Genomic DNA, 21,796 nt, shown 5'->3' with positions numbered 1-21,796 from the left:
CCGCGCGTCGCGCATCAAGCGCCCACACTTATCGGCTGTTAATTTTTAAAGATCGAGTCCGCATTCACTACCGAATCCGCACCGTGCTGCCCACCTGCACAACCACCGGTACTGCTTCGTTCTGCGTCGCTGCATCAGCAGCAGAGAAACGAGATTATGGAGATCGGCCCGCATGTCGTCAATCCCCTTTGTGCAATTATTTTCAGAAACCTGATCCTCCCCGAACCAGTCCCACCCAGGCACTCAAAAAATACTTAGTCATCCGATATAATTAACGAGCAATACCAGTGACGGCAATTTTTTGCAAGTCATAAAACGCAAACCCCATTGAAGAACACGGGCAACGAAATAGTGGGGGGACACGAAAGCTGCGGAGGGAAGAGGCCCATAGAGTGCGCAAAATAGAAATGGCACACACCCCGAAGACAAGCAGGCACCCACCAAAGAACACCACCGGGCGTGAATCCGAGCGTGGTTTCAAGAGATGCTCTTCGGCGCGCGCAGCGCCGCCGGAGGTATGACTGCCTTGTCACCAAGGCGAAGTGTGCGAGGCGACAGATTCCAGATGCACCACTACCGCTACTGCGCGGGGGACCCGCTTATGAGCTGGCGGGGTGAAGCCGCTTTCTTTGCTTATCTTTCTTTGCGGCGGCAAAGAAAGTAAGTGCCGCCCCGCACAGGGGCAACACTAATAGACCACTAACACAGCAAGGAAAGGCCAAAGCCCAAAGCCGCCACCCACCATGCAACCAACATAAAAGAGCACCAAGACCACCAAAACCCCTAAAGCCTCCACCCGGCACAGCCGTAAACAAGTAATCCAGTCACATATTTAGCAGCCGACCATGGAAAACCCAGCAGAAGACCAGCCAGAGGCTCAGGCAGAATCTCAACCCCCAAGCCAGTCGCCACTTCTAACGTTAGAAGCGATCCCCATAGGCAGCCCACTGGACTGGCCGATCGCCGATTCCGACGGCACACTCCTCTTCGCCGCCGGCACCATCCTCGCGACCACGGACGAGCGCAAATTCCTGTTCGACAACTTCAACCCGCACCGCGGCGACCTGCTGGACACGACCGCGCAACCCGAACCGCCAACCGATCACCCAGCCAACACCACCGACAACCTCACCCTGAAAGACATGCACCTGACGATAGGTGCATTAATCGGCGTGCGCTCCCAACTCGGCAGCGGCGCCCCGATGCATCCATGCCGCATCATCGGCTTCGCACCCAACCACGCGCTCTTCGTGACACCGCCGCTACAGGACGGCCGCATCCTGCCGCTGCGCCTCGGTGAAAACATCGAGATCGTCGCCATAGCAAGCCATGCTGTTTTTCGTTTTGTCTGCACGGTCGAGTCGGTTTGCCGCGCCCCATTCGATTACGTGGTGCTATCGAAACCCGGCGTGATCCGCCGCCTGCGCGAGCGCAAATCGATCCGCGTCCATGCCCATCTCGCAGTGCGCTTCGGCATCGGCGAAACGGGCGATTCCTATGAAGGTCTGGGCCTCGCCAAAAGCATCAGCGCACTCGGTATGTCGCTGACCACTCCGTGGACGCTGGGTCAAGTCGGCGAGCGGCTACGCGTCGCTTTCAGCCTCCAATCGGCGGTGCTGCCAACCGAGATCGAAACGACTGCCGTGATCCGCAACGTGCAGAAAGGCAATACGCCGGGCGAGCCCTCGACCCATGGCCTCGAATTCGACCAGCTCGACGTCGCGCAACAGATGGCGATGAAGGTCTTCGTATTCGACCGCCAGGACGACGTGCAGTACTGGTCCAACAGTTTGAAATAAACGCACGAAAACGCGCCGCACGGCGCGTGTGCTACTCAGGCTGCGAGGCAGTGGGCCAGTCAGACGATCAGTTCGTCCGGCGTAAGCAGCGCCGCGCCCCACGCATCGGCAAGCGCGCGGCAGCGGCCCAGTCGTATCGCCTCACGCTCGAAATCGACGAACACCACCTCGTCCGCGTGACGCGGCCGCGCCGGTCGATCGCCACTGCGGCCGTCGGTCAGAATCCACAGCCAGCGCTGCTGCGCGGGCTTGCGCCGGGCGTTGCGCTCCAGCACCTGGGCAGCCTCGCGCACACCGGACGCGAGCGGCGTGCCACCGCCTCCACCCACCGGTCTTAGCCATCGCTCGTTCCACCAGCGCGGCACGGCAGGACCGAAACGCAGGGTGGCGCCGGCACCGCCAAAACACACCAGCGCCGCCTCGGCGCGCGCGGCACTCGCGCGATCGAACAACGCAATCAGCAGACCTTTGGCAAGTGCAAGGCACTGCGCGCCAAGCATCGACCCGGAACAATCGAGCACGAAGCAATGCAGCACACCGCCGCGCGGCGCCTCGCGCACGAAGCGCAGGTGTTCGGTACGCAGCGCGTCCTGGCGCCTCGCGGCAAGCGTCGGCAGCCAGGCAATACGCTTGCCCGGCGTGCCTTGCAAACGGCCACGCGAACCTGCCCCAGCACCATGCCGCCATCGAAAACCGCTGCGCGAGTCAGCGGCGGCGCCCTTCCGATGGCTCAGCGTTTTTTTGCGTCGAGCGGGACAACGCCTTTGACCTGCGCGACACCCGCGGGCTGCGGCGGCAAGTAGCCCCAGTCGTTATCGACAGCAGCCGCGCCTGGCACCTCCTCCTGCGAGGATCGCGAAGGCGCGGCATCCGCATTGTCAGCAGCCTGCTGCGGCACTTCGCGCTCAAGTGTCTCGCCACCTGCATGCACCTCGCGATCGTGGCGCCGATGCGCCAGCACCGCCTCCGCAACCCGCCCGACATGCTCTGTCGTGACGGCAGCCGCCTGCTCCAGCGCCGCCAATGCCCGCGCCGCGCGCAGCATCACAAGATCGGCACGCAAACCATCGACCGCCGCATCAATGCATAGCGCGCTGACATGCGCATGCACGGCGTCGTCGAAGTTGAGGCGCGGCAACGCTTCACGCGCCGCACGAATCCGCTGGACATACGTTTCCTGTTGCTGCGTATAGTGAGCACGAAAACCCTGTGGATCGAGATCGAACCCCAGCCGTGCCTTAACGATCTGCTCACGCACCTGCGGTTCAAAACAGTTCTGCAACTCGACCATCAAACCGAAACGATCGATTAGTTGCGGCCGCAACTCGCCTTCTTCCGGATTCATCGTGCCGATCAGCACGAAGTTCGCCTCGTGACTATGCGAAACACCATCGCGTTCGACGGTATTCACGCCACTGGCGGCGGCATCGAGTAACGCATCGACGAGCGCGTCGGGCAACAGATTCACTTCATCGACATACAGCACGCCGCGATGTGCTTTCGCCAGCAGGCCAGGCGAAAAACGCACGGAACCATCGCGCAGCACGGTTTCGATATCGAGCGTGCCGATCAAGCGATCTTCGCTCGCGCCGAGCGGCAGATTCACCCATTGCCCTTCCGGCAGCAATTCGGCAAGCGCGCGCGCCGCGGTCGATTTCGCCGTGCCGCGCGGTCCGCTCACCAGCACGCCGCCCAAACCCGGATCGACGGCAGCCAGCAACAGCGCCTGCTGCAACGGCGTCTGGCCGATCAGCGCCGCAAATGGAAAAATGGGTCGTTGGATCGCAGCGTTCATGTTTGCATCCCTTCGATCTGCTGCTCGCTTGCGAGCAGATGCTGTTCGACTTGCGCACGATAATCGCCGGGCGCCTGCCACAATCCGCGCTGCATCGCTTCGAGCAAACGCTCGCAGATCGAATGCAGCGCGTGCGGATTGTGTCGCTGCAAGAACTCGCGGGTATCGGCGTCGTTCAGATAAGCCTCGGTGACAAGCGCATATTGATGATCGGCGACCACGCGCGCGGTGGCGTCGTAGCCGTACAGATAGTCGACCGTCGCCGCGATTTCGGCCGCGCCTTTATAGCCGTGACGCTTCACGCCATCGAGCCATTTCGGATTGACCACGCGCGAGCGGATCACCCGTGCGATCTCTTCATGCAGCGTGCGCACGCGCGGCGCTGCCGGATTGCTGTGATCGGCGTGATAAACCTGAGGCTGATTGCCCGCCAGATGCCGCACCGCGGCGACCATGCCGCCCTGGAACTGGTAGTAATCGTTCGAATCGAGCAGGTCGTGCTCGCGGTTGTCCTGGTTCTGCAGCACGACATCCATCGCGGCGAGACGTGTGCCGAACGCATGGCGCGCTTCTTCGCCGGCGCTTTTCTGCGTGTACGCATAACCGCCCCAGGCCTGATACGCGTTGGCGAGATCGGCGTCGGTTTGCCATTGCTGCAAGTCGATCATGTCTTGCAGACCCGCGCCGTAGGCGCCGGGCCGCGCACTGAACACGCGCCAGCCAGCACGCTTGCGCGCTTCGGCGGCGTCCATGCCGCGCGCAATCAGCGCGTCGCGTTCGCGCAGCACGCGCGCGCGGATCGGGTTCAGGTCTTCGGGCTCGTCGAGTTCGGCCACCGCCTGCACGGCGGCATCGAACAGATGCATCACGTTCGCGAAGGCATCGCGGAAAAAGCCGGACACGCGCAACGTGACATCGATACGTGGCCGGTCGAATACCTCGATCGGCACGATCTCGAAGTCGGTCACGCGATGACTGCCCGGCGCCCACTTCGGCCGTACGCCGAGCAGCGCGAGTGCCTGGGCGATATCGTCGCCGCCCGTGCGCATGGTGGCCGTGCCCCATACCGAGAGGCCAATCGCGCGCGGATAGTCGCCCTTCTCCTGCAAATGCCGTTCGATCAACTGCTGCGCCGATTTCAACCCAAGCGACCACGCCGCTTGCGTCGGCACGGCACGCGTATCGACCGAGTAGAAGTTGCGGCCGGTGGGCAGTACGTCGGGCCGCCCACGTGATGGCGAACCGCTCGGCCCCGGCGGCACGAAACGGCCCTCGAGGCCACGCTTCAGATTAAGCGTTTCCTGCGGACCGCAAGCGTCGAGCCGCGGCAACACATCATGGCGCAGGCGTTCGATCACACGTTCGGCCTGCGGCAACGTCCCGTTCACGGGCGCCGTATTGGACGCTTCATCGCCGCAAACCTCACGCAACATGTCGGCGGCCAGCAGCTCCAGACGCTCGCGTGTATCGCCGCAGTGCCGCCAGGGCGCATCGCTGACCTGCTGCAACACGTCGGGACGAGGACCATCCCACGCCGCCGACCAGTCCACCGAAAGCGGGTCGAACAGGTGATCCATCTCCAGATCGCGCGCCAATGCATCGATCAATCCGGCCTTGCCGCCCTGGCCATCGCCGACCGGGAAGCGTCCCAAAGCCAGCAACGTATCGCGCCGCTGCACCCCTGCGGGCGATTGCCCGAACGTGTGCAAGCCGTCGCGAATCTGCGCTTCCTTCAACTCGCACAGCCACGCATCGACACGCGTCAGCAGCGCATCTTCATCGTCCTGACCGTTCGGTTCCGCGAGACTCAGCTCGTCATGCAACCGGTGTTCGACGATGGTTTCGAGAATCGTGCGCCTCAACAGCTTCGCGCGGCGCGGATCGACCATCAGCGCCTCATAGTATTCGTCGACCTGGCGTTCGAGATCCTGCAAGGGTCCGTAAGTTTCGGCCCGTGTAAGCGGTGGCATCAGGTGATCGATGATGACCGCCTGCGCGCGGCGCTTGGCCTGACTGCCCTCGCCCGGATCGTTGACGATGAACGGATACAGATGCGGCATCGGCCCGAGAATCAGATCGGGCCAGCAGGCATCGCTCAACGCGACGCTCTTGCCCGGCAGCCATTCGAGATTGCCATGCTTGCCGACATGCACGACCGCGTCGATGCCGAACTGATGACGCAACCAGAAATAGAACGCCAGATACGCATGCGGCGGCACGAGTTCGGCATCGTGGTAGCTCGCGTAATCGCCCTGCTCGCGTGAACGCGAAGGCTGAATGCCGACGAACACCTGCCCGCAACGCCAGCCTGCGATCATGAAGCGGCCGCGCCGCAACGTCGGATCCTGTTCGGGCGAGCCCCAGCGTGCGTTCAGCGCCTGGCGGGCCTCCACGGGCAACGCGTTGAAGTACAGCAGGTAGTCGTCGAGCGCGAGGCTTTGCAACGCGGGCCGCAAGTCACGCACGACCGGATCGTTGGTCACGCCTTCGGTGAGCTTATTTAACAGCGCGTCGCCGTCAGCGGGCACGTCCGCGACGCGATATCCGTCGTCGCGCAACATGGACAGAATGCCGACCACCGAGGCCGGCGTATCGAGCCCCACACCATTGCCGATCCGCCCTTCGCTCATCGGATAGTTGGCGAGGATCAGCGCGAGTTTCTTCTGCGCGTTATCGAGCGTGCGCAGACGGCACCAGCGGCGACTCAGTTCGGCCAGAAAGCCGACACGCTCCAGGTCCGGCTGATAACGAACCACGTCGACCTGCGTGTGCGGACAACGATACGCGAGCCCCTTGAAGCTGATCGCGCGCGTGATGATGCGGCCGTCCACTTCCGGCAGCGCGATATGCATGGCGATATCACGCGAGTTGAGGCCCTGATTGTCCTTGAGCCAATCTTCGCGATTGCCGCCGCTCAGGATCACTTGCATCACCGGCGCGTCGCCGGCCAGCGCTAGCGGCTCAGGGTCGTCGATGGCGGATGCGGCGAATGCGGTCGTGTTCAGCACCAGCGCGGCACGGTGTTGCGCGCACAACTGCTGCACGACCTCGCGGCTCATTGCATCTTTAAGTGACGTAATCGCGATCGGCAGTGGATTCAGACCTTGCGCTTCGAGCGCATCGATTAGCGCGTCGAATACAGCGGTGTTGGCCGCCTGAAGATGCGCCTTATAGAACAGGATCGCGGCAACCGGCGCGCCTTCGCGCCAGCGCGATTGCCAGTCGGCCATCGTAGGCGTGTCGTGTTCCGGATGGTAGAGCGTCGCGGCAGGCAACGCGCGCGGCGGCGCAGGTTCGCGTCCCCAGCCCAATGAGCGGTACGCAATGCAGCGCAGGAACGCCTCGGCATTTTGCGGGCCGCCTTCACGCAGATAGCGCCACAGCTGATGGCACAAATCGGCGTCGGCGGTGCTGCGCGCGAGCAGGTTCGGGTCTTCCTGCAGATCGCCCGAAAACATCGCGAGCGTCTGCTGCTTGCGCTCCGCGAGCGCGACGACCTGTTCGATTCCGTACGGCCAGTACGCCTCGCCGCCAAGATGATCGACCACCACCACACGCGCATACTGCAGCACGTCTTCGATATAGAAATCGACCGACGCCGGCTGCCGCAAATAGGTGACGTTCGCAAGCCGCACGCTCGGAAAGCCGTCGCCCAGACGAGGAAACACGCTCGCCAGAAGCGACAGCGTGGTATCGGCGGAACTGAGCACCACGATATCGGCAGGCTGCTGATCGATACGGATCACGCCTTGCGTATCGTCGACAAAGCCGCCCGGCGTGGTGCGCAGCAGATGCATGAGCGCTTACGCCTGTTGCGGCTGGACGCTCGCCGCAGCGCCCAGGGCGGCGTCGAATGCCTGTTGCAGCGCGGCCTGGTCGAGGTCTTCGCCGATCAGCACGAAGCGGCTTTGCAGACCTTCGCCCACTTCCCCGGCCTGCCAGCGGCGGTCGAAGTAACTATCGAAACGACGGCCCACGCCCTGAATCACGAGGCGCATCGCCGCACCCGGCAGCGCCGCGAAACCTTTGACGCGGTAAATCGTGTTCGTTTCGACCAGCCCTTGCAACGCCGCGATCACCGCCTCACGCGACGAAACGTTCGCCTGCACCACCACCGAATCGAACTCGTCGTGGTGGTGATCGGCGTCGTCAGCCGAACCATGGTGATCGTGGCGCAAGTGGATCGTTTCCTCCGAGGCCGCTTCGAGACCCAGCAGCGTATGCAGATCGAGCTGGCCCATCTGCGCGCGTACGATCTTCACCTGCGCCGGAATTTCTTCACGAATGAGCGCTTCGACCGAAGCCTGATGCGATTCGTCGAGCAGGTCGGTTTTGTTCAGAATCACCAGATCGGCCGCCGACAACTGATCTTCGAACAGTTCGTGCAACGGCGATTCGTGATCGAGATTCGGATCGGCCTTGCGCTGCGCATCCACCGCGACCGGATTGTCGGCGAACTGGCCGCTCGCCGCGGCCGGCCCGTCAACCACGGTGACGACCGCGTCGACGGTAAAGCTATTCTTGATTTGCGGCCAGTTGAAAGCCTGCACGAGCGGCTTCGGCAACGCGAGACCGGAGGTTTCGATCAGCACGTGATCGATCTGCTCGCGGCGCTCCACCAGCTTTTCCATCACCGGGAAAAACTCTTCCTGCACGGTGCAGCACAGGCAACCGTTCGCGAGTTCATACAGTTGGCCTTCGGTTTCGACGCCGTTTTCATCGCAGCCGATGCCGCAACCCTTGAGGATTTCCCCGTCGATACCGAGTTCGCCGAACTCGTTGACGATCACCGCGATGCGCTTGCCGCCCGCGTTCTGAAGAATGTGCCGCAGCAGCGTGGTCTTGCCGCTGCCGAGAAAGCCCGTGACGATGGTGACGGGAATCTTGCGCATTTGAGTTTGCATCGTGAGGTCCATCCGTGGGAGTTGCAGGTGCACGCCGGCGCGTTTGCGCGTTTTGTCTGTATCGGTCATGCAAACGGGGCCGCGCCCCGCAGGCAATAGCGATAACAATGGCAAAACACGGGGACGAACAACGGCGTTGCCGGGGCAACGGAAAACAGTAATGCGATCATGAACGCACCGCCGCATCCCCGCGGGGTCGTTCTTCGTCGTCTGGCCGGTATCCGGGCTGGCGAAAGCGCCGCTTCCCCTTCCCGGACGAGTGGTTTCTCGTCCAGTGGTCATATGCCGACGCGGCCTTGCGCGTGGACATCGAAGCCGGCTCCGCGGCGCCAGACAATCAATCTGGAACCGCATTTCGCTTACCGTTGCGGGGGCAGCACAGGTTAGCCCGGTCCATGGCAGGTGGGCACCCTGTTTCCCGTTTAACTGCATGCGCACGAGCGCGCACACGAGCACCAAAGTGCGTGCGAGTTTAGGCCGAGAGCCCCATGCCGTCAAGGAAACACGGGGTCTGGCAGGGCCTTTTCGCCATGCCGGCGCGACCTGCCGTGTGCTATCGTATGCGCGCGTTGGGTGCCCGCCCCTACGGGCCGCCTGGACCACCGCAACTCTCGCAGACCCTTCATGAAAACACTCAGCATCGGCATCGGTTGTCGCTCGCGCAGTTCGGCTGAGCAGATCGAAGCGGCCGTGCGCGCCACGCTCCGCTCGCGTGCATTCGGCGAAATCGCAGCGATTGCCTCGGTCGACACCAAAGCCCACGAAGCCGGCTTGCTCGAATTCTGCACACGCCACGCGCTGCCGCTGAAGTTGTTCAGCCGCGCGCAGATTGCGGCGATATGTGTCGACGATCCGTCGGCGGCGGTGCGCGAACATCTCGGCATAGACGGCGTCTGCGAGCCATGCGCGCTGCTCGCCGCGGCCGGCGCGTTCGAAGTGGCCGAAGTGGTCGATGCCCACAACGCGCGCTTGCTGGTGCGTAAAACCGTGCACGGCGGCGTCACGGTGGCGATAGCCTCCTCGGGCAGCACGCAGACCGTCAGCGAACAGACAGATAACGACTCTCCAGAACAGGACCTGCAATGAAGACCGACCCCGAATCGCATCAACGCATGACCGAACGCCGGCGCGAAGGCCACGAAAAAAAACAGGCCAACGCTACCATCGAAAAAGGTCTGCTGATCGTCAACACCGGCACCGGCAAAGGCAAAACCACTGCAGCGTTCGGCATGGCCGTGCGGGTGCTCGGGCACGGTATGCGCCTTGGCGTCGTGCAATTCATCAAGGGCGCGCTGCATACCTCGGAGCGCGACTTCCTCGGTGCGATCGCCCAGTGCGACTTCGTCACGATGGGTGACGGATACACCTGGAACACCCAGAATCGCGACGCCGACATCGCCACCGCGCGCAAAGGCTGGGACGAAGCGCGCCGCATGATCGAGAGCGGCGATTATCAGATGGTGATCCTCGACGAACTGAACACCGTGCTCAAGTACGAATACCTGCCGCTCGACGAAGTGCTGTCGGTACTGAACGCGCGCGCACCGATGCTGCACGTGGTGGTAACCGGCCGTCACGCGCCCGATGCGCTGATCGAAGCCGCCGATCTCGTCACCGAAATGCGCATCGTCAAGCACCCGTATCGCGAGCAAGGCGTGAAAGCGCAGCGCGGCGTGGAGTTCTAGGCAATGTCCGCATGCCCCGCCCTGTTCATCAGCGCGCCCGCGTCGGGTCAAGGCAAAACCACGATTACCGCAGGTCTGGCGCGCTACCACCGGCGACTGGGGCGACGCGTGCGCGTCTTCAAGACGGGTCCCGACTTTCTCGACCCGATGATTCTGGCGCGAGCCAGCGGCGCGCCGGTACTCTCGCTCGATCTGTGGATGGTGGGCGAGACGGCCTGCCGGAACCTGCTCGCGCAGGCGGCGGCCGAGGCGGACCTGATTCTGATCGAAGGCGTCATGGGCCTGTTCGACGGCACGCCGAGCAGCGCCGATCTGGCCACCACGTTCGGCGTGCCGGTGCTCGCGGTGATTTCGGCGAAAGCGATGGCGCAAACCTTCGGCGCGATCGCCTTTGGTCTCGCGCAATTCAGGCCGCAACTGCCGTTTTACGGTGTGCTCGCCAATCGCGTCGGCTCGCCAAGACACGCGCAAATGCTCCAGGAAGCACTGCCGCCCGCGCTGCGCTGGTGCGGGCACATCGCCAGCCACGACGGCATCGAGTTGCCCGATCGCCATCTCGGCTTGCATCAGGCAGCGGAGATCGACGATCTGGATGCACGTCTGGAGCGTGCCGCCGATGCGCTCGCGCACACCGCGCTGGCTGAACTGCCGCCACCGGTCGAATTCGGCGCGCCCGCGCCGCAAGCACTGCCGCGTATTCTGCAAGGCAAGCGAATCGCCATTGCGCGCGATGCCGCGTTCTCGTTCATCTATCCGGCCAACGTCACGCTGTTGGAAACGCTCGGCGCACACGTCGACTACTTCTCACCGCTTGCCGACGAAGCGCTGCCCGAGCATGCCGACGCGCTGTACCTGCCAGGCGGCTACCCCGAACTGCATGCGCCCTTGCTGGCTGGCAACACGCGCAGTGCCGCAACGATTCGCGCGCACGCGGCAGCCGGCAAACCGATCGTCGCCGAATGCGGCGGCATGCTCTACCTGCTCGAGCAACTCATCGACACGCACGGCGCCGGCACGCCGATGCTCGGCCTGTTGCCCGGCCATGCGAGCATGCAAAAGCGCTTCACGGCGCTCGGCATGCAACAGCTCGACAGCCTGCATGGTCCGATGACCGGCCACACGTTTCACTACTCGAAGCTGACCACACCGCTCACGCCGCTGCGCTGCGCGACCCGTGCGCATGGCGATGCCCCGGGCGAGGCCGTGTTCCGTGCTGGGTCGATCGTGGCAACCTATATGCACACCTATTGGCCCTCCAACCCGGCCTTCACGGCCGCCCTGTTCCATGGCGAAGCCTTTTAACGATTCAGAACGCGCAGCCGTCTACCGCGCGATTTACGAACGGCGCGACATGCGTCATTTCGTGCGTGATCCGGTCGACCCTGCCGTGTTGCAACGCCTGCTCGACGCGGCGCATCACGCGCCGAGCGTCGGTTTCATGCAGCCCTGGCGTATCGCGCGCGTCACCGATCCGGCCTTGCGCACGGCCTTGCATGCAACCGTCGAAAGCGAACGGCTCGCTACCGCCGATGCACTCGGCAAGCGCCGCGAAGAGTTCATGAAGCTGAAAGTGGAAGGCATGCTGGAGTGCGGCGAACTGCTGGTGATGGCACTGATGGACGGCCGCGAGCGGCACGTCTTCGGACGCCGCACCTTGCCGGAGATGGACCTCGCGTCCGTCGCGTGCGCGATCCAGAACATGTGGCTGGCCGCGCGCGCGGAAGGTCTGGGGATGGGCTGGGTGTCGCTATTCGATGTCGACGCGGTGCGCCAGTTGCTGCGTATGCCCGAGGGCGCGCGGCCGGTGGCCATCCTGTGTCTCGGCCACGTCGATCAGTTCTATTGCGAACCGATGCTGGAAACCGAGCGCTGGGCAAGCCGCATGCCGCTCGCCGATTGCGTGTTTGAAAACCGCTGGCCGCAAGACGATAAAACGCCGGAATAGCACCAGGCTTTACGGCTGAAGCGGCTTGACTGAAACCACCTCCGGCACGCCACCTGTGTTCCCGGTGCGCAGTTTCACGCGCCATTCGGGCGGCGCATCGAACGGAAATCTAGCCAGTGCGCTCTTCACGAGCAGCGGCATGGCGTGCAAGGGATCGGCATCGCGATCGCTGCTGGCCGCGCTCACTTTGTAGACTTCCCGCCCGCTCGATCGCTCGAAAAACCGCAGCGTCAATGTGTGCTGATAGGCGCGTCCGCCGAACAGCGAAAACGGCGCTTCGGGCGAGCGTTCGCACATGCCCGGCGCGCAATCCTTCGTGCCCACGCCGACGGCTGCAGGCCGCGTGGCGTACGCAATCGACAATAGATAGTGCGCGGGCTTGCCCGCCGTATCGACAAGGCCGTTCTTCGCCAGTTCATCGCGCAGCATGGTTTCAAATTGCGGATGATCCGCGCTGGCGTCCTGCGACGGCATCCGCGCAATCGTATAGGTACGCTCGCCCTCTAGCGCGGCTGAAGGGTTCGCCGTGTGCACGTCGGCATTCAGACCGGCGCATCCGGTCAGACTCGCCGCAGCCAGCACGGCACAGATCAATATCGCTTTCACCGGCGTCTCGCTTCGATAAGGTCAATGTTCATAGGTCGTCAGCGCTCGGTCGCGGCGAACCCGGACTGCGCGTCGTCGAGCGCCGGCAGGGTAATCGTGAAAGCCGTGCCCTCGCCAGGCGCGCTGACCACTTCGACATCGCCGCCATGCCGCGTCACGACCGTCTTGACGAACGCCATGCCCAATCCCGCACCGCCCACTTCCGGCCGCTCCGTCTCATGGAAACGCCGGAAGCGCTCGAACAGACCCGCCTGCTGCTCCTTCGGAATACCGTAGCCTTCGTCGCGAATCGTACACGACACGCGCTTCACCGCGCCGGGCGCACCCGCCCGGACCAGCCCGCCGGCTGCACCGAGGCTCGTCAGGCTATACGTGATTCGCGTGTCCGGCGGACTGTACTTGACCGCATTGTTCAGAATGTTCACGAGCGCGCGGGTCATCAGCGAGCGGTCGGCGCAGATCCAGTGACCGTCGTCTTCCGCGCCCGCCCCCTCGGCGTGCGTATCGGTTTGCAGCGTGATGCGTTTGGCGTGCGCCTGCGGCCAGACCTCGTCGCTGGCGTCGATCATCAGCTCGGTCATGCTCACCGGTTCGAGCACGTAAGTCTGCGATTCGGCACGTGCAAGCTGCACGAAATCGTCGGCGAGCGTCAGCGCACGTTGCGCATAGCGCTCGATGCGCTCCAGCAGGCCACGCGCCAGCACCGGCTCGCTGCGCGCCCGTTCGATCTCCACCAGCGCCAGAATCGAAGCCTGCGGCGAGCGCATATCGTGCGACAGCAGCCGCAACGCGTCTTCCCGCTGGCGCTCAGCCGCGTGCAAGGCCGACACGTCGACCAGACCCGCGATCCACCCTGTCGTCTCACCCTGCTCGTTCGTGCAGTTCGCATAGCGCAGCAGATGGTCGCGCGCATGGCTATCGCGCACCTCGACGCCTTGCGCCATCAGCGCGGCGAACTCGCGGCGCGCGGGATCGAGCAGCGCCGGCCACTGGGCATGCGCCAGGAGATTGTTTTCGGCGTCCGACGCCGCGCCGCTGTCGATGGTCTTGACCAGCGTCAGCCCGCCCAGCACCTCCCGCATCGGCCGGCCTTCCGGCAACGGCGCACCGAGGCGCGCGAAATGCGCCTTGGCCGCATGATTCGCGATCAGCACGATACCCTGCACGTCGCTCACGAGGATCGGCTCAGGCATGCTGTCCAGGCTGTCCCACACAAAGCGCTTCATGTCCTGCACGCGCTGCGCGGCCTGCGCCATCAGCGCCATATGCTGTTCCAGCACGTCGCCGCCGAACTCGCGGCGGCGTTGCGGCGTCTCCGGCAGCAGGTGAGGTTCGTCCGCGAGGCGTTGCAGTTCGCCGCGCAGGTACGCCATCGTCATTTCGAGGCGCCGCCAGTTCCAGATCGGGTACACCACGAGCAGGCCGAAGATCGCCGGCACCGGCGACATCCAGAGCCGCGCGCCGTACAGCAAGACCGCGCTGCCCGCGGTGGCGACCATGCCCAACGCCACGGTCAGCAGCAACGAGCGGCGCGGCGACAACACCAGAAAGCCGGCGAGCAGCGCGGCGAGCGGCGCCAGCGACACCGCGAACAGCATCCATGGCTCGGCGGGCTCGAGCTCACGGCCGGTCAGCAGCGTATCGAGCACGTTGGCGTGGATATAGACGCCGGGCAGCGGTCCCAACTCGCCGGACACCGGCGTCGCAAAGCGGTCGTACAGGCCGGAGGCGGTCACGCCGATCAACACGATGCGCCCGCGCAACTGGTCCGCCGGGACGTCGCCGGCGAGCACGCTGGCAAAACTCAGCTTCGCGAAGTCCTGCGCGTTCGGACCGAAGGGGATCAGAAAGCGGCCTTCGCCGTCATCGTTGTCATCGTTAGCCGATGAAGCCGCCGCCTCGCCGGACGACTGCCTGCGCGGCCAGTCGTCGACGCGCAGCGTGCCACGCTCGACGTCCCGCGCGACCGGCACCATCAATTGCGGCCAGCGCGAGTTCGCGTCGCCCTCGAAGCGGGCGACGCTGCGCACGATACCGTCGTTGTCGACTTCAAGATTGATATGCCCCATGCCGGCCGCCGCATGCGCAAGCGGCGCCACCGGTTCGACCACGGCACGCCGGCCCGTGCTGTCCGGCGGTGTCAGCAGCATGGGCAGATAGGTGGGGCTCAGGGCGATTGCGCGGGCAAGCTGCTCGTCTTCCGGATTGGCTTCGGTGAAGAGCACGTCGTAGATCACCGCAGCGGGCTTCGCCTTCGCGATCCGTTCGAGCAGCCGCGCATGGACGCTGCGCGGCCATGGCCAGCGGCCAAGCTGCGCGATGCTGGCGTTGTCGATTTCGACCACCACGATGTCGCGCAGCAACGGTTGCGCGCGCAGGCTCAGAAAGCGGTCGTAGACCAGGTTGTCGACGCTGGCGCTCAGACGGCCGAACGAACTGAGCAGAATCACCGCAATGCCGAGGCAACCGATACCGGCCCACTCCAGCAGGAAGCGGCGCCCTGCGCGCCGCCCGAGGCGGGCGCGCGGGTCGAGACTCAGGCGCGTGTGTGGGTTCGGCAAAGCGTGGCGTGGTTGAGGGCTAAGGGACCGGCGGGTTGCCGGCGCGGTCCCGTGAATCTACCAGCGTCAGCGTGCAAGCGTAAACGAGCGGACCGAACTGCTCTTCTCGTAGAAGCGGCCGTTCTCGAACTGCTCGGCGATGACCGTCCAGTAATAGACACCGCCCGACAGATCGCTTACCACGATCTCGCCGCCGCTCAGATCGGTCCGGTCGACGAGCGGATGACGCAGATCGGCGCTCGTGGCGAGCACGAAGCGAAAGCGCGTTTCGACCGTGGAGCGGCTGACGAACCAGCGGAACTCGTAATCGCGGCTGCCGGCTCGCGGGCCCGCCGACGCAGCCAGACCCAGTTGACGCCGCTCGAAACCGTATACCTGCGGCAAGCCTTCGAGCCCGTTGGCATCGATCGCGGCAATCCGCACGAAATAGGTGCCGTCGGCCAGTTCGCCGAAGTCCGCGTGCGGCGCACTCACGCGCAGATCGCGGATCAGATCGAGCTGATCGGCATCGCGCGCAATCTGCACGCGATAAGCCACGGCGGGGCTGGCGGGTACGAGGTCGAAAGCGACGGTTTTGCCGTCCTGTACTTTGGCCGGGTCGACGAGCGCCGGCGCGGGCAGCAATTCAACCGGCGCGCCAATCGCGCTGCCTGCCCGCGTGACACTGCCAAAGCGTGCCTTGACCAGTTGCGCGGACGCCTGCAGCGGCACACCGGGTGGCGGCGCATAGGCCTTGCCGCCGGCCGCGGCCGGATCGACGCCGACCGCGCCGTCCAGCACTTCCACTGCGGTGGTTTGCGCGTCGCCATCATAGGCGACCTTGAAGCGCGTTCCGCGCACGCCGGCTACAACCGACGGCGAACGGATCTGGAAGCGGTCGTCCTTTTTGGTGGCATGCGTGACTTCGCTGGCGACTTCGCCGCGCCGCAGACCGAGCACCCGATCGCCCGAGCCGGTCAGCACGGTGCGCCGTAGCTTGTCGATGTCGAGCAGGCCGTCCGGCGACATGGTGACGTGCGAGCCGTCGGGCAACTCCAGCGTGACAAAACCGTTATGGCCCGTGCGAATGCGATCCCCCTCACCAAGCGTCGTGCCGGCTACCAGCGGCGTGTAGGGATTATTGCCGGACGCGTGCTCGGCCGGCCCGCTCGTCGCGATCACACGGGCCGACTCGGGATCCTGTTTGAGCCGGTCGACCGGCAGCCGCAGTGAGATTCCGGCCGGCATGCGGCGTGGTGCGGGCACATGATTCAAACGGCTCAACATGGCCCAATCGCCGGCGTCGCGTAAATAGCGGCCAGCGATTTCATACAGTGTGTCACCCTCGTGGGTCACATAGGACACGTAAGCCGGCGCCGTCGTTCGGGCGCGTTGCTTCGGCGCGCGGGACGATTGCGCATCCGCCGACAGCGGCGCAAAGCACGTCAGCGCGATCAGGCCGGCCGCAGCCAGCAGCGCGCCGGCACGGCGCCCCGGTAAGCCTGCGCAACCGGGCGCTACCGCCTCGAAAGAAACCGTCACGCGTCCCCCGCTTCGGGGCGCTGCTGTTCCGCCACCACGGGGGGCGTGCCGGATTCGATCCGCTCGAGCCGGTACCCATAGCCATAGATCGGCGTCAGACGGTAGCCGTGCTCCGGGCGCAAGCCAAGCTTGCTGCGCAGCATCGACACGTGCGTATCCATGGTGCGCGAAGGAATATCCGTGGCCTGCTTCCAGATCACGTCGAGAATATGTGCCCGCGATAAAGGCCGGCTCAGGTGCTGGAATAGCAGCAGCGCAAGTTCGAACTCCTTCTGCGTGACGGCGACGGTCGCGCCGCGCACCACCACGTGCTTCGCGCCCAGATCGAATTCGAATTCGCCGAAAACCTCTTTCGACGCCGGCGGCTTCAGGTGATAGGCCCGGCGTAGCAATGAGCCGACGCGCGCCAGCAGAACCGCCGCGGAGACCGGCTTGACGACGTAATCGTCCGCGCCCGTGTTGAGGATCGAGGTGATGTCAGTTTCGCGGCCGCGGCTCGTCATGAACAGCACCGGCAAACGCTCGGAGAGGCTTTCGCGCACCCAGCGCAACACCTCTTCGCCTGACATGTCAGGCACGTTCCAGTCCAGCACCAGCAGGTCGAAGGTCTGTCGCCGCAATTGCCGCACCAGTTCACGGCCTGCTCCGAAAGCGTGACAGACGTGGCCGGCCGCCGACAGCGTTTGGCAAACAAGATCGGCTTGCGCCGAATCGTCATCCAGAACTGCAATTCTCATAAAACCCCGCAACGCGACATGGTCCTTGGTAACTAACGGCCGGTGAGCCGGCAGATGACCGGGATGACGGCGCTAGCACCGACGATCCAGCTTCCAGTCTTCATCTTCGGCTGCACATTTTTTCGATTAATGGTCCCTTGCCTCGCACCCCGTTCGCTCTGCCGTCTTGCTGTCTCAAAATTAGCGCGTATTTTTGGCTTTAGCGCGCTATTTATTGAGGGGGTAGATCATGATAATCGAAAACGACCCTGCTCTTTCCCGGATGCAATCATGCGGCTATCCATCCGGCACGGTTCGGTCATTGCGAACCGTTCAATGGGATTTTCCCCAAAGGTCTCTCAGGTTCCGCCCGCTATTAAAATCGACCTCGGTGGATCGTCATTCGGGTCGACTGGTCTCGCTCGCACGGTGATTGGCCCCGTCTGCTCTTCGTCGTAGGTGGCCCCGCCCCCAGCGATTTGACAATTTGCGAGTCAGTATAGGAACAGTCTCAAAATAAATCGTTTAAAGATTGTTAGATCGATTGATTGAAACCCGGCTTTTACCTGATTGGCGGGGAATCCGGCGCGCTGGAGTGAATGCGCCGGCTCTAAAACCTCACCGGCCGCCTTCGATCTCCGGCATCGGCGCGAATAGCGCATCGAGATCGTCGTCCGAGAATTTGGCAGCGCCCGCGGCGTCTTCAGAAAGAATGCTGTCGGCAAGTCCCGCCTTCTGTTCCTGCAATTCCACGATTTTTTCTTCGATGCTGCCCGCGGCGATCAGCTTGTAGACGAACACCGGCTTGTCCTGCCCCAGCCGATGCGCACGGTCGGTTGCCTGATTCTCGGCAGCGGGGTTCCACCACGGATCGTAGTGAATCACCGTGTCGGCAGCGGTCAGATTCAGGCCTACGCCACCCGCCTTCAGGCTGATCAGGAAGAGCGGCACCTCGCCTTGCTGGAAACGCTCGACCGGTGTGACGCGGTCCGCCGTGTCGCCCGTCAGGATCACATAGGGAATCGCGGCCTCCTCCAGCGCTTCGGCAATTAGCGCCAGCATGCCGGTGAACTGCGAGAACAGCAGCACGCGCCGGCCCTCCTCGATCAATTCGGGCAGCATCGACAGCAGCAAATCGAGCTTCGCCGAGCGGGTGACGCGCGTCGCCTTTTCGGTTTTTTCCGGCTTGCCGCGCTTCTCGTCCGGTTCGTCCGCTTTTCCCTCAAGCTGGACTTTCCGCACGAGACGCGGATCGCAGCAGACCTGGCGCAGCTTCAGCAACGCATCGAGCACGATGATGTGGCTGCGCGCGAGACCCTGCGCGCTGACCGCCGCCCGCACCCGCTCCTGCATCGCCGTACGCACGGTTTCGTAGAGGTCGCGCTGCGCGCCCTCCAGATCGACTGAGCAGATGATGGTGGTCTTGGCCGGCAGCTCCTTGGCGACCTCGTCCTTACGACGGCGCAGCATGAACGGCCGGATGCGGCGCGCCAGCAGCGCGCGGCGCACGCCGTCGCCGTTTTTCTCGATGGGATTGCGCCAGCGTTTAGTGAAATCTTTCTGACTGCCGAGAAAGCCCGGCAGCAGAAAATCGAACTGCGACCACAGTTCGCCGAGGTGATTCTCCAGCGGCGTTCCCGTCAAACACAAGCGATGCCGGGCGCGCAAGCCGCGGATCGCCTGCGCGGCTTTGGTCGTTGCATTCTTCACATACTGCGCCTCGTCGAGAATCAGCAGGTGATAGTCATGCTCGGCGAGCACCTTCTGATCGCGCCACAGCAGCGCGTACGTCGTGAGAATCAGTTCGTGCTCGCCGATCTGCTCGAAGCGCTCCTTGCGCTGCGGGCCGTTCAGCACCAGCACTTTCAGATCGGGGGCGAAGCGGCGCGCTTCCTCGCGCCAGTTGTGCACGAGCGTGGTGGGCACGACGATCAGCGCGGGCCGCTTGAGCCGCCCGGCTTCTTTCTCCGCGAGGATGTGCGCGAGCGTCTGCACGGTCTTGCCGAGGCCCATGTCGTCGGCGAGCACGCCGGCCAGATCGTGTTCGCGCAGAAACTGCATCCAGTTCAGCCCCTGCTGCTGATACGCGCGCAGTTCAGCCTTCAGGCCACGCGGCACCGGCACCTCGTGCAAGCCAGGGCCGGCCTGCAGACGCTGGGCCAGTTGGCGAATCGAGTCGTCGCCCTGGAACTGCCAGCGGCCCGTGCTGTTCAGTGCTTCGAGCCGGCCGGCGTCAACGGAAGGCACGCGCAGCGGCGCGCCTTCCGCCAACGTGCCGCCAAGCGCGTCGAACAGGTCGACCAGTACGCGCACCACCGGCTTCAGGCGGTCGGCGCGCAGACGCAGACGCTTGTTTTCTTCGGTCTTCAGTTCGATCGGCTCGTCGTCGGCGATGGCTTCGAGCGAGCCGCCCAGCCAGCGCCGGTCGCGCCGGAACAGATCGGCGAGCAGCGGCTCGAGCCGCACCTTGCGCTCGCCGATGCGGATGCCCATCTCCAGATCGAACCAGCCGTCGCCCGCCTGCTGTGCGGTGCCGTCGATCGCATCGATCTCGATGATGTTGTAGCGGAACTCCGGCGCCATCGTCACGCGCCAGCCCTGGCTCACAAGCTCGGGCACGGCGTCGTTGACGAAAGCCGACCAGGAGTCGGCATCGGGCAGGCCGAGCATCGTATCGGGCAAAAGCCGCGATGCGTAGACCCGGCTGGTCGGGACCTTCTGCAGCCCGGTCTTGCGCAGTTCGAGCAAGCGCTTCTTTTCAGCGTCATAGCGCCGGCGGATATGGATGACGTCGCCGCCCGGCATCGGCACCAGTGTGACGCTGCTATCGACATTGATACTCACGCCGTCGTAATCGAAGCTGACACCGGCCAGCTCGACAGCCTCGGACTTGCGCTGCCCCGCCTTGCCGGTTGACGGTAGCGCGTGGCTGTTGAGCGTGAGCACCGGCACGGGATCGACGTCGATCACGCGGATCGCGGAGGCTTCGTGCGTGGGCGGCAGCGGCAGGTCGGGCGCGACCTCGCGCAGCACCGAGGCGACGAGCGGTGCTTCGGCGAGCGAGATCGGCGGCATCGCGAGGTAATCGGGCAGCTGCTGGAACGGCAGCGACAACTCGACAATGCCCGCCTCGTTAGCGACGCCGTCCACATACCAGACCGGCTCGGTGGGCAGCACCATGCTGGCGCGCGGCTCGGTGCACAGCACGGGCCGCAGGCGTTCGTCCGCGAGCGGCTCCCATTCGATCCGGCCGGGCCGGTCGGCACCGCGCGACAGCGGCGTTGGCCCGTCCTGTCCCGGCGCCGGCTTGAGCTCGAAGAACAGGCGGCCCGTGAGGATCAGTTTTTGCAGCATCTCCGCGCCGCTCGTGCCGCGCAGAACGAACTGGCCGAAGTCCTCGCGCGAACGGCCGAGCCACAGGCCACGCAGGATCGACAGGTCTTCGTCGGAGACGAAGCGGGGTTGCTTGAGCAGGGCCGCTTCCACGTTGCCCCACGGCTCGTCGACTTCGACGATCGTGCCGTCGGGCGTGCAGCGCGCCCGGTACAACACGACCTCATGGCGCATATGGAATCTGGACCAGTTCAGCAGATAAGCCAGGGTTTGGGTACGCGTGCCGCCCGACTTCCGGGCGACCGCATCGGCGGCCTCGGCGCGCGCGCGAAAACGCTCCAGCCAGCTGACCAGTTCAGGGCGCACGCCGGATGGCGACTGCGCTGCGGGCCCAGACCACGACTGCGGCGAGCGCGAGTAGCCGGCGGCCGGGTGCGCATCGGTGTCGACGCCAGCATCGATCTCGACATTGGTGATGTGATCCATCTCGTCGTGATACTCGAGCTCGGCGAGCAGCAGCGCGGCGACATGCTTGCAGTTGCGCCCGACCGGACAACTGCAGTCGCTCTGCGCCCATGGTTTGCTGCCATCGGTGCGAAACCGCACCCGCGTGTGATAGGGCAATACACGGGTGCCTTGCACGTAGCCGCTGAGCGTGGCGCCGTCCCATTTCACGTTCGTGACGGCGCCGACCGAACGCGCCTTCGCGACAGTCTGGTCACCCAGCCACTCCGTAATCCTTTCCCGATCAAAGAAAACTGACGACATCAGGACCCATCCCTATTCAAGCCGGCGGGGGCAACCATGCGCGGACGCGGCAGACGGTGTACAGCGCCTGCCGGTGCGATCGCGGCCCGGCACGATTGCCCGTGATAACCGGCCATTTTACGCGTTGACGGCAATGGGCTGTGGAGACGGTTTTGAACGCGGT

The 21,796-nt window shown here is 64.3% G+C and carries 14 protein-coding genes and 1 riboswitch; of the genes, 5 read left to right on the top strand and 9 right to left on the bottom strand.

All coding sequences use genetic code 11. From position 1 onward, the window contains the following. Positions 1 to 845: 845 nt before the first annotated feature. Positions 846 to 1,799, top strand: a complete 954-nt coding sequence (locus HWX91_RS35055; RefSeq protein WP_028197192.1) for a flagellar brake protein — start codon at positions 846 to 848, stop codon at positions 1,797 to 1,799. A gap of 59 nt (positions 1,800 to 1,858) precedes the next feature. On the opposite strand, the gene HWX91_RS35050 is transcribed toward HWX91_RS35055, so the two are convergent. The 4 genes from HWX91_RS35050 to cobW form a co-directional block, all read right to left on the bottom strand. After that, positions 1,859 to 2,449, bottom strand: a complete 591-nt coding sequence (locus HWX91_RS35050; RefSeq protein WP_028197193.1) for a vWA domain-containing protein — start codon at positions 2,447 to 2,449, stop codon at positions 1,859 to 1,861. Between the two features lie 80 nt (positions 2,450 to 2,529). Further along, positions 2,530 to 3,594, bottom strand: a complete 1,065-nt coding sequence (locus tag HWX91_RS35045) for a magnesium chelatase ATPase subunit I (RefSeq protein WP_028197194.1) — start codon at positions 3,592 to 3,594, stop codon at positions 2,530 to 2,532. Continuing rightward, positions 3,591 to 7,391, bottom strand: coding sequence for a cobaltochelatase subunit CobN (cobN, locus tag HWX91_RS35040; protein WP_028197195.1), 3,801 nt, complete (start codon positions 7,389 to 7,391; stop codon positions 3,591 to 3,593). Before cobN ends, HWX91_RS35045 begins: the two co-directional genes overlap by 4 nt. A gap of 6 nt (positions 7,392 to 7,397) precedes the next feature. Next, positions 7,398 to 8,498 (bottom strand): cobalamin biosynthesis protein CobW, encoded by a 1,101-nt coding sequence (gene cobW / locus HWX91_RS35035; RefSeq protein WP_028197196.1) that lies wholly within the window; start codon positions 8,496 to 8,498, stop codon positions 7,398 to 7,400. A 195-nt stretch (positions 8,499 to 8,693) separates the two neighbouring features. Continuing rightward, positions 8,694 to 8,973: riboswitch (cobalamin riboswitch) on the bottom strand. A gap of 149 nt (positions 8,974 to 9,122) precedes the next feature. Between cobW and HWX91_RS35030 the strand changes: the two genes are divergently transcribed. From HWX91_RS35030 to bluB, 4 genes are read left to right on the top strand one after another with little or no spacing between them, the layout of a single operon-like run. Beyond that, positions 9,123 to 9,584 carry a cobalamin biosynthesis protein gene (locus HWX91_RS35030; protein WP_028197197.1) on the top strand — a complete coding sequence of 154 codons (462 nt, stop codon included), beginning with the start codon at positions 9,123 to 9,125 and terminating at the stop codon, positions 9,582 to 9,584. Further along, complete coding sequence (gene cobO, locus HWX91_RS35025) at positions 9,581 to 10,183, top strand: cob(I)yrinic acid a,c-diamide adenosyltransferase (protein WP_102857514.1); 603 nt, start codon at positions 9,581 to 9,583, stop codon at positions 10,181 to 10,183. The genes HWX91_RS35030 and cobO overlap by 4 nt, the downstream gene beginning before the upstream one ends. Before the next feature lie 3 nt (positions 10,184 to 10,186). Continuing rightward, positions 10,187 to 11,485 carry a cobyrinic acid a,c-diamide synthase CobB gene (locus HWX91_RS35020; RefSeq protein ID WP_028197199.1) on the top strand — a complete coding sequence of 433 codons (1,299 nt, stop codon included), beginning with the start codon at positions 10,187 to 10,189 and terminating at the stop codon, positions 11,483 to 11,485. Continuing rightward, positions 11,469 to 12,128, top strand: coding sequence for a 5,6-dimethylbenzimidazole synthase (gene bluB / locus HWX91_RS35015; protein WP_028197200.1), 660 nt, complete (start codon positions 11,469 to 11,471; stop codon positions 12,126 to 12,128). The genes HWX91_RS35020 and bluB overlap by 17 nt, the downstream gene beginning before the upstream one ends. A gap of 9 nt (positions 12,129 to 12,137) precedes the next feature. On the opposite strand, the gene HWX91_RS35010 is transcribed toward bluB, so the two are convergent. The 5 genes from HWX91_RS35010 to HWX91_RS34990 form a co-directional block, all read right to left on the bottom strand. Continuing rightward, positions 12,138 to 12,734 carry a DUF4136 domain-containing protein gene (locus HWX91_RS35010; RefSeq protein ID WP_028197201.1) on the bottom strand — a complete coding sequence of 199 codons (597 nt, stop codon included), beginning with the start codon at positions 12,732 to 12,734 and terminating at the stop codon, positions 12,138 to 12,140. A gap of 38 nt (positions 12,735 to 12,772) precedes the next feature. Further along, on the bottom strand, positions 12,773 to 15,295 hold the full coding sequence (locus HWX91_RS35005; protein WP_028197202.1) for a CHASE2 domain-containing protein: 2,523 nt from the start codon (positions 15,293 to 15,295) through the stop codon (positions 12,773 to 12,775). 66 nt (positions 15,296 to 15,361) lie between these two features. Next, entirely contained in the window at positions 15,362 to 16,816 is a 1,455-nt protein-coding gene (locus HWX91_RS35000; protein WP_028197203.1) for a FecR domain-containing protein, read from the bottom strand. Then, entirely contained in the window at positions 16,813 to 17,553 is a 741-nt protein-coding gene (locus HWX91_RS34995; RefSeq protein ID WP_028197204.1) for a response regulator transcription factor, read from the bottom strand. Before HWX91_RS34995 ends, HWX91_RS35000 begins: the two co-directional genes overlap by 4 nt. 597 nt (positions 17,554 to 18,150) lie before the next feature. Beyond that, positions 18,151 to 21,633 (bottom strand): DEAD/DEAH box helicase, encoded by a 3,483-nt coding sequence (locus HWX91_RS34990; protein WP_028197205.1) that lies wholly within the window; start codon positions 21,631 to 21,633, stop codon positions 18,151 to 18,153. Positions 21,634 to 21,796 lie beyond the last annotated feature (163 nt).

It is taken from the genome of Paraburkholderia fungorum, from assembly GCF_902833645.1.
Lineage (GTDB): Bacteria > Pseudomonadota > Gammaproteobacteria > Burkholderiales > Burkholderiaceae > Paraburkholderia > Paraburkholderia fungorum.
This window is presented reverse-complemented; position numbering and strand designations above follow the sequence as displayed.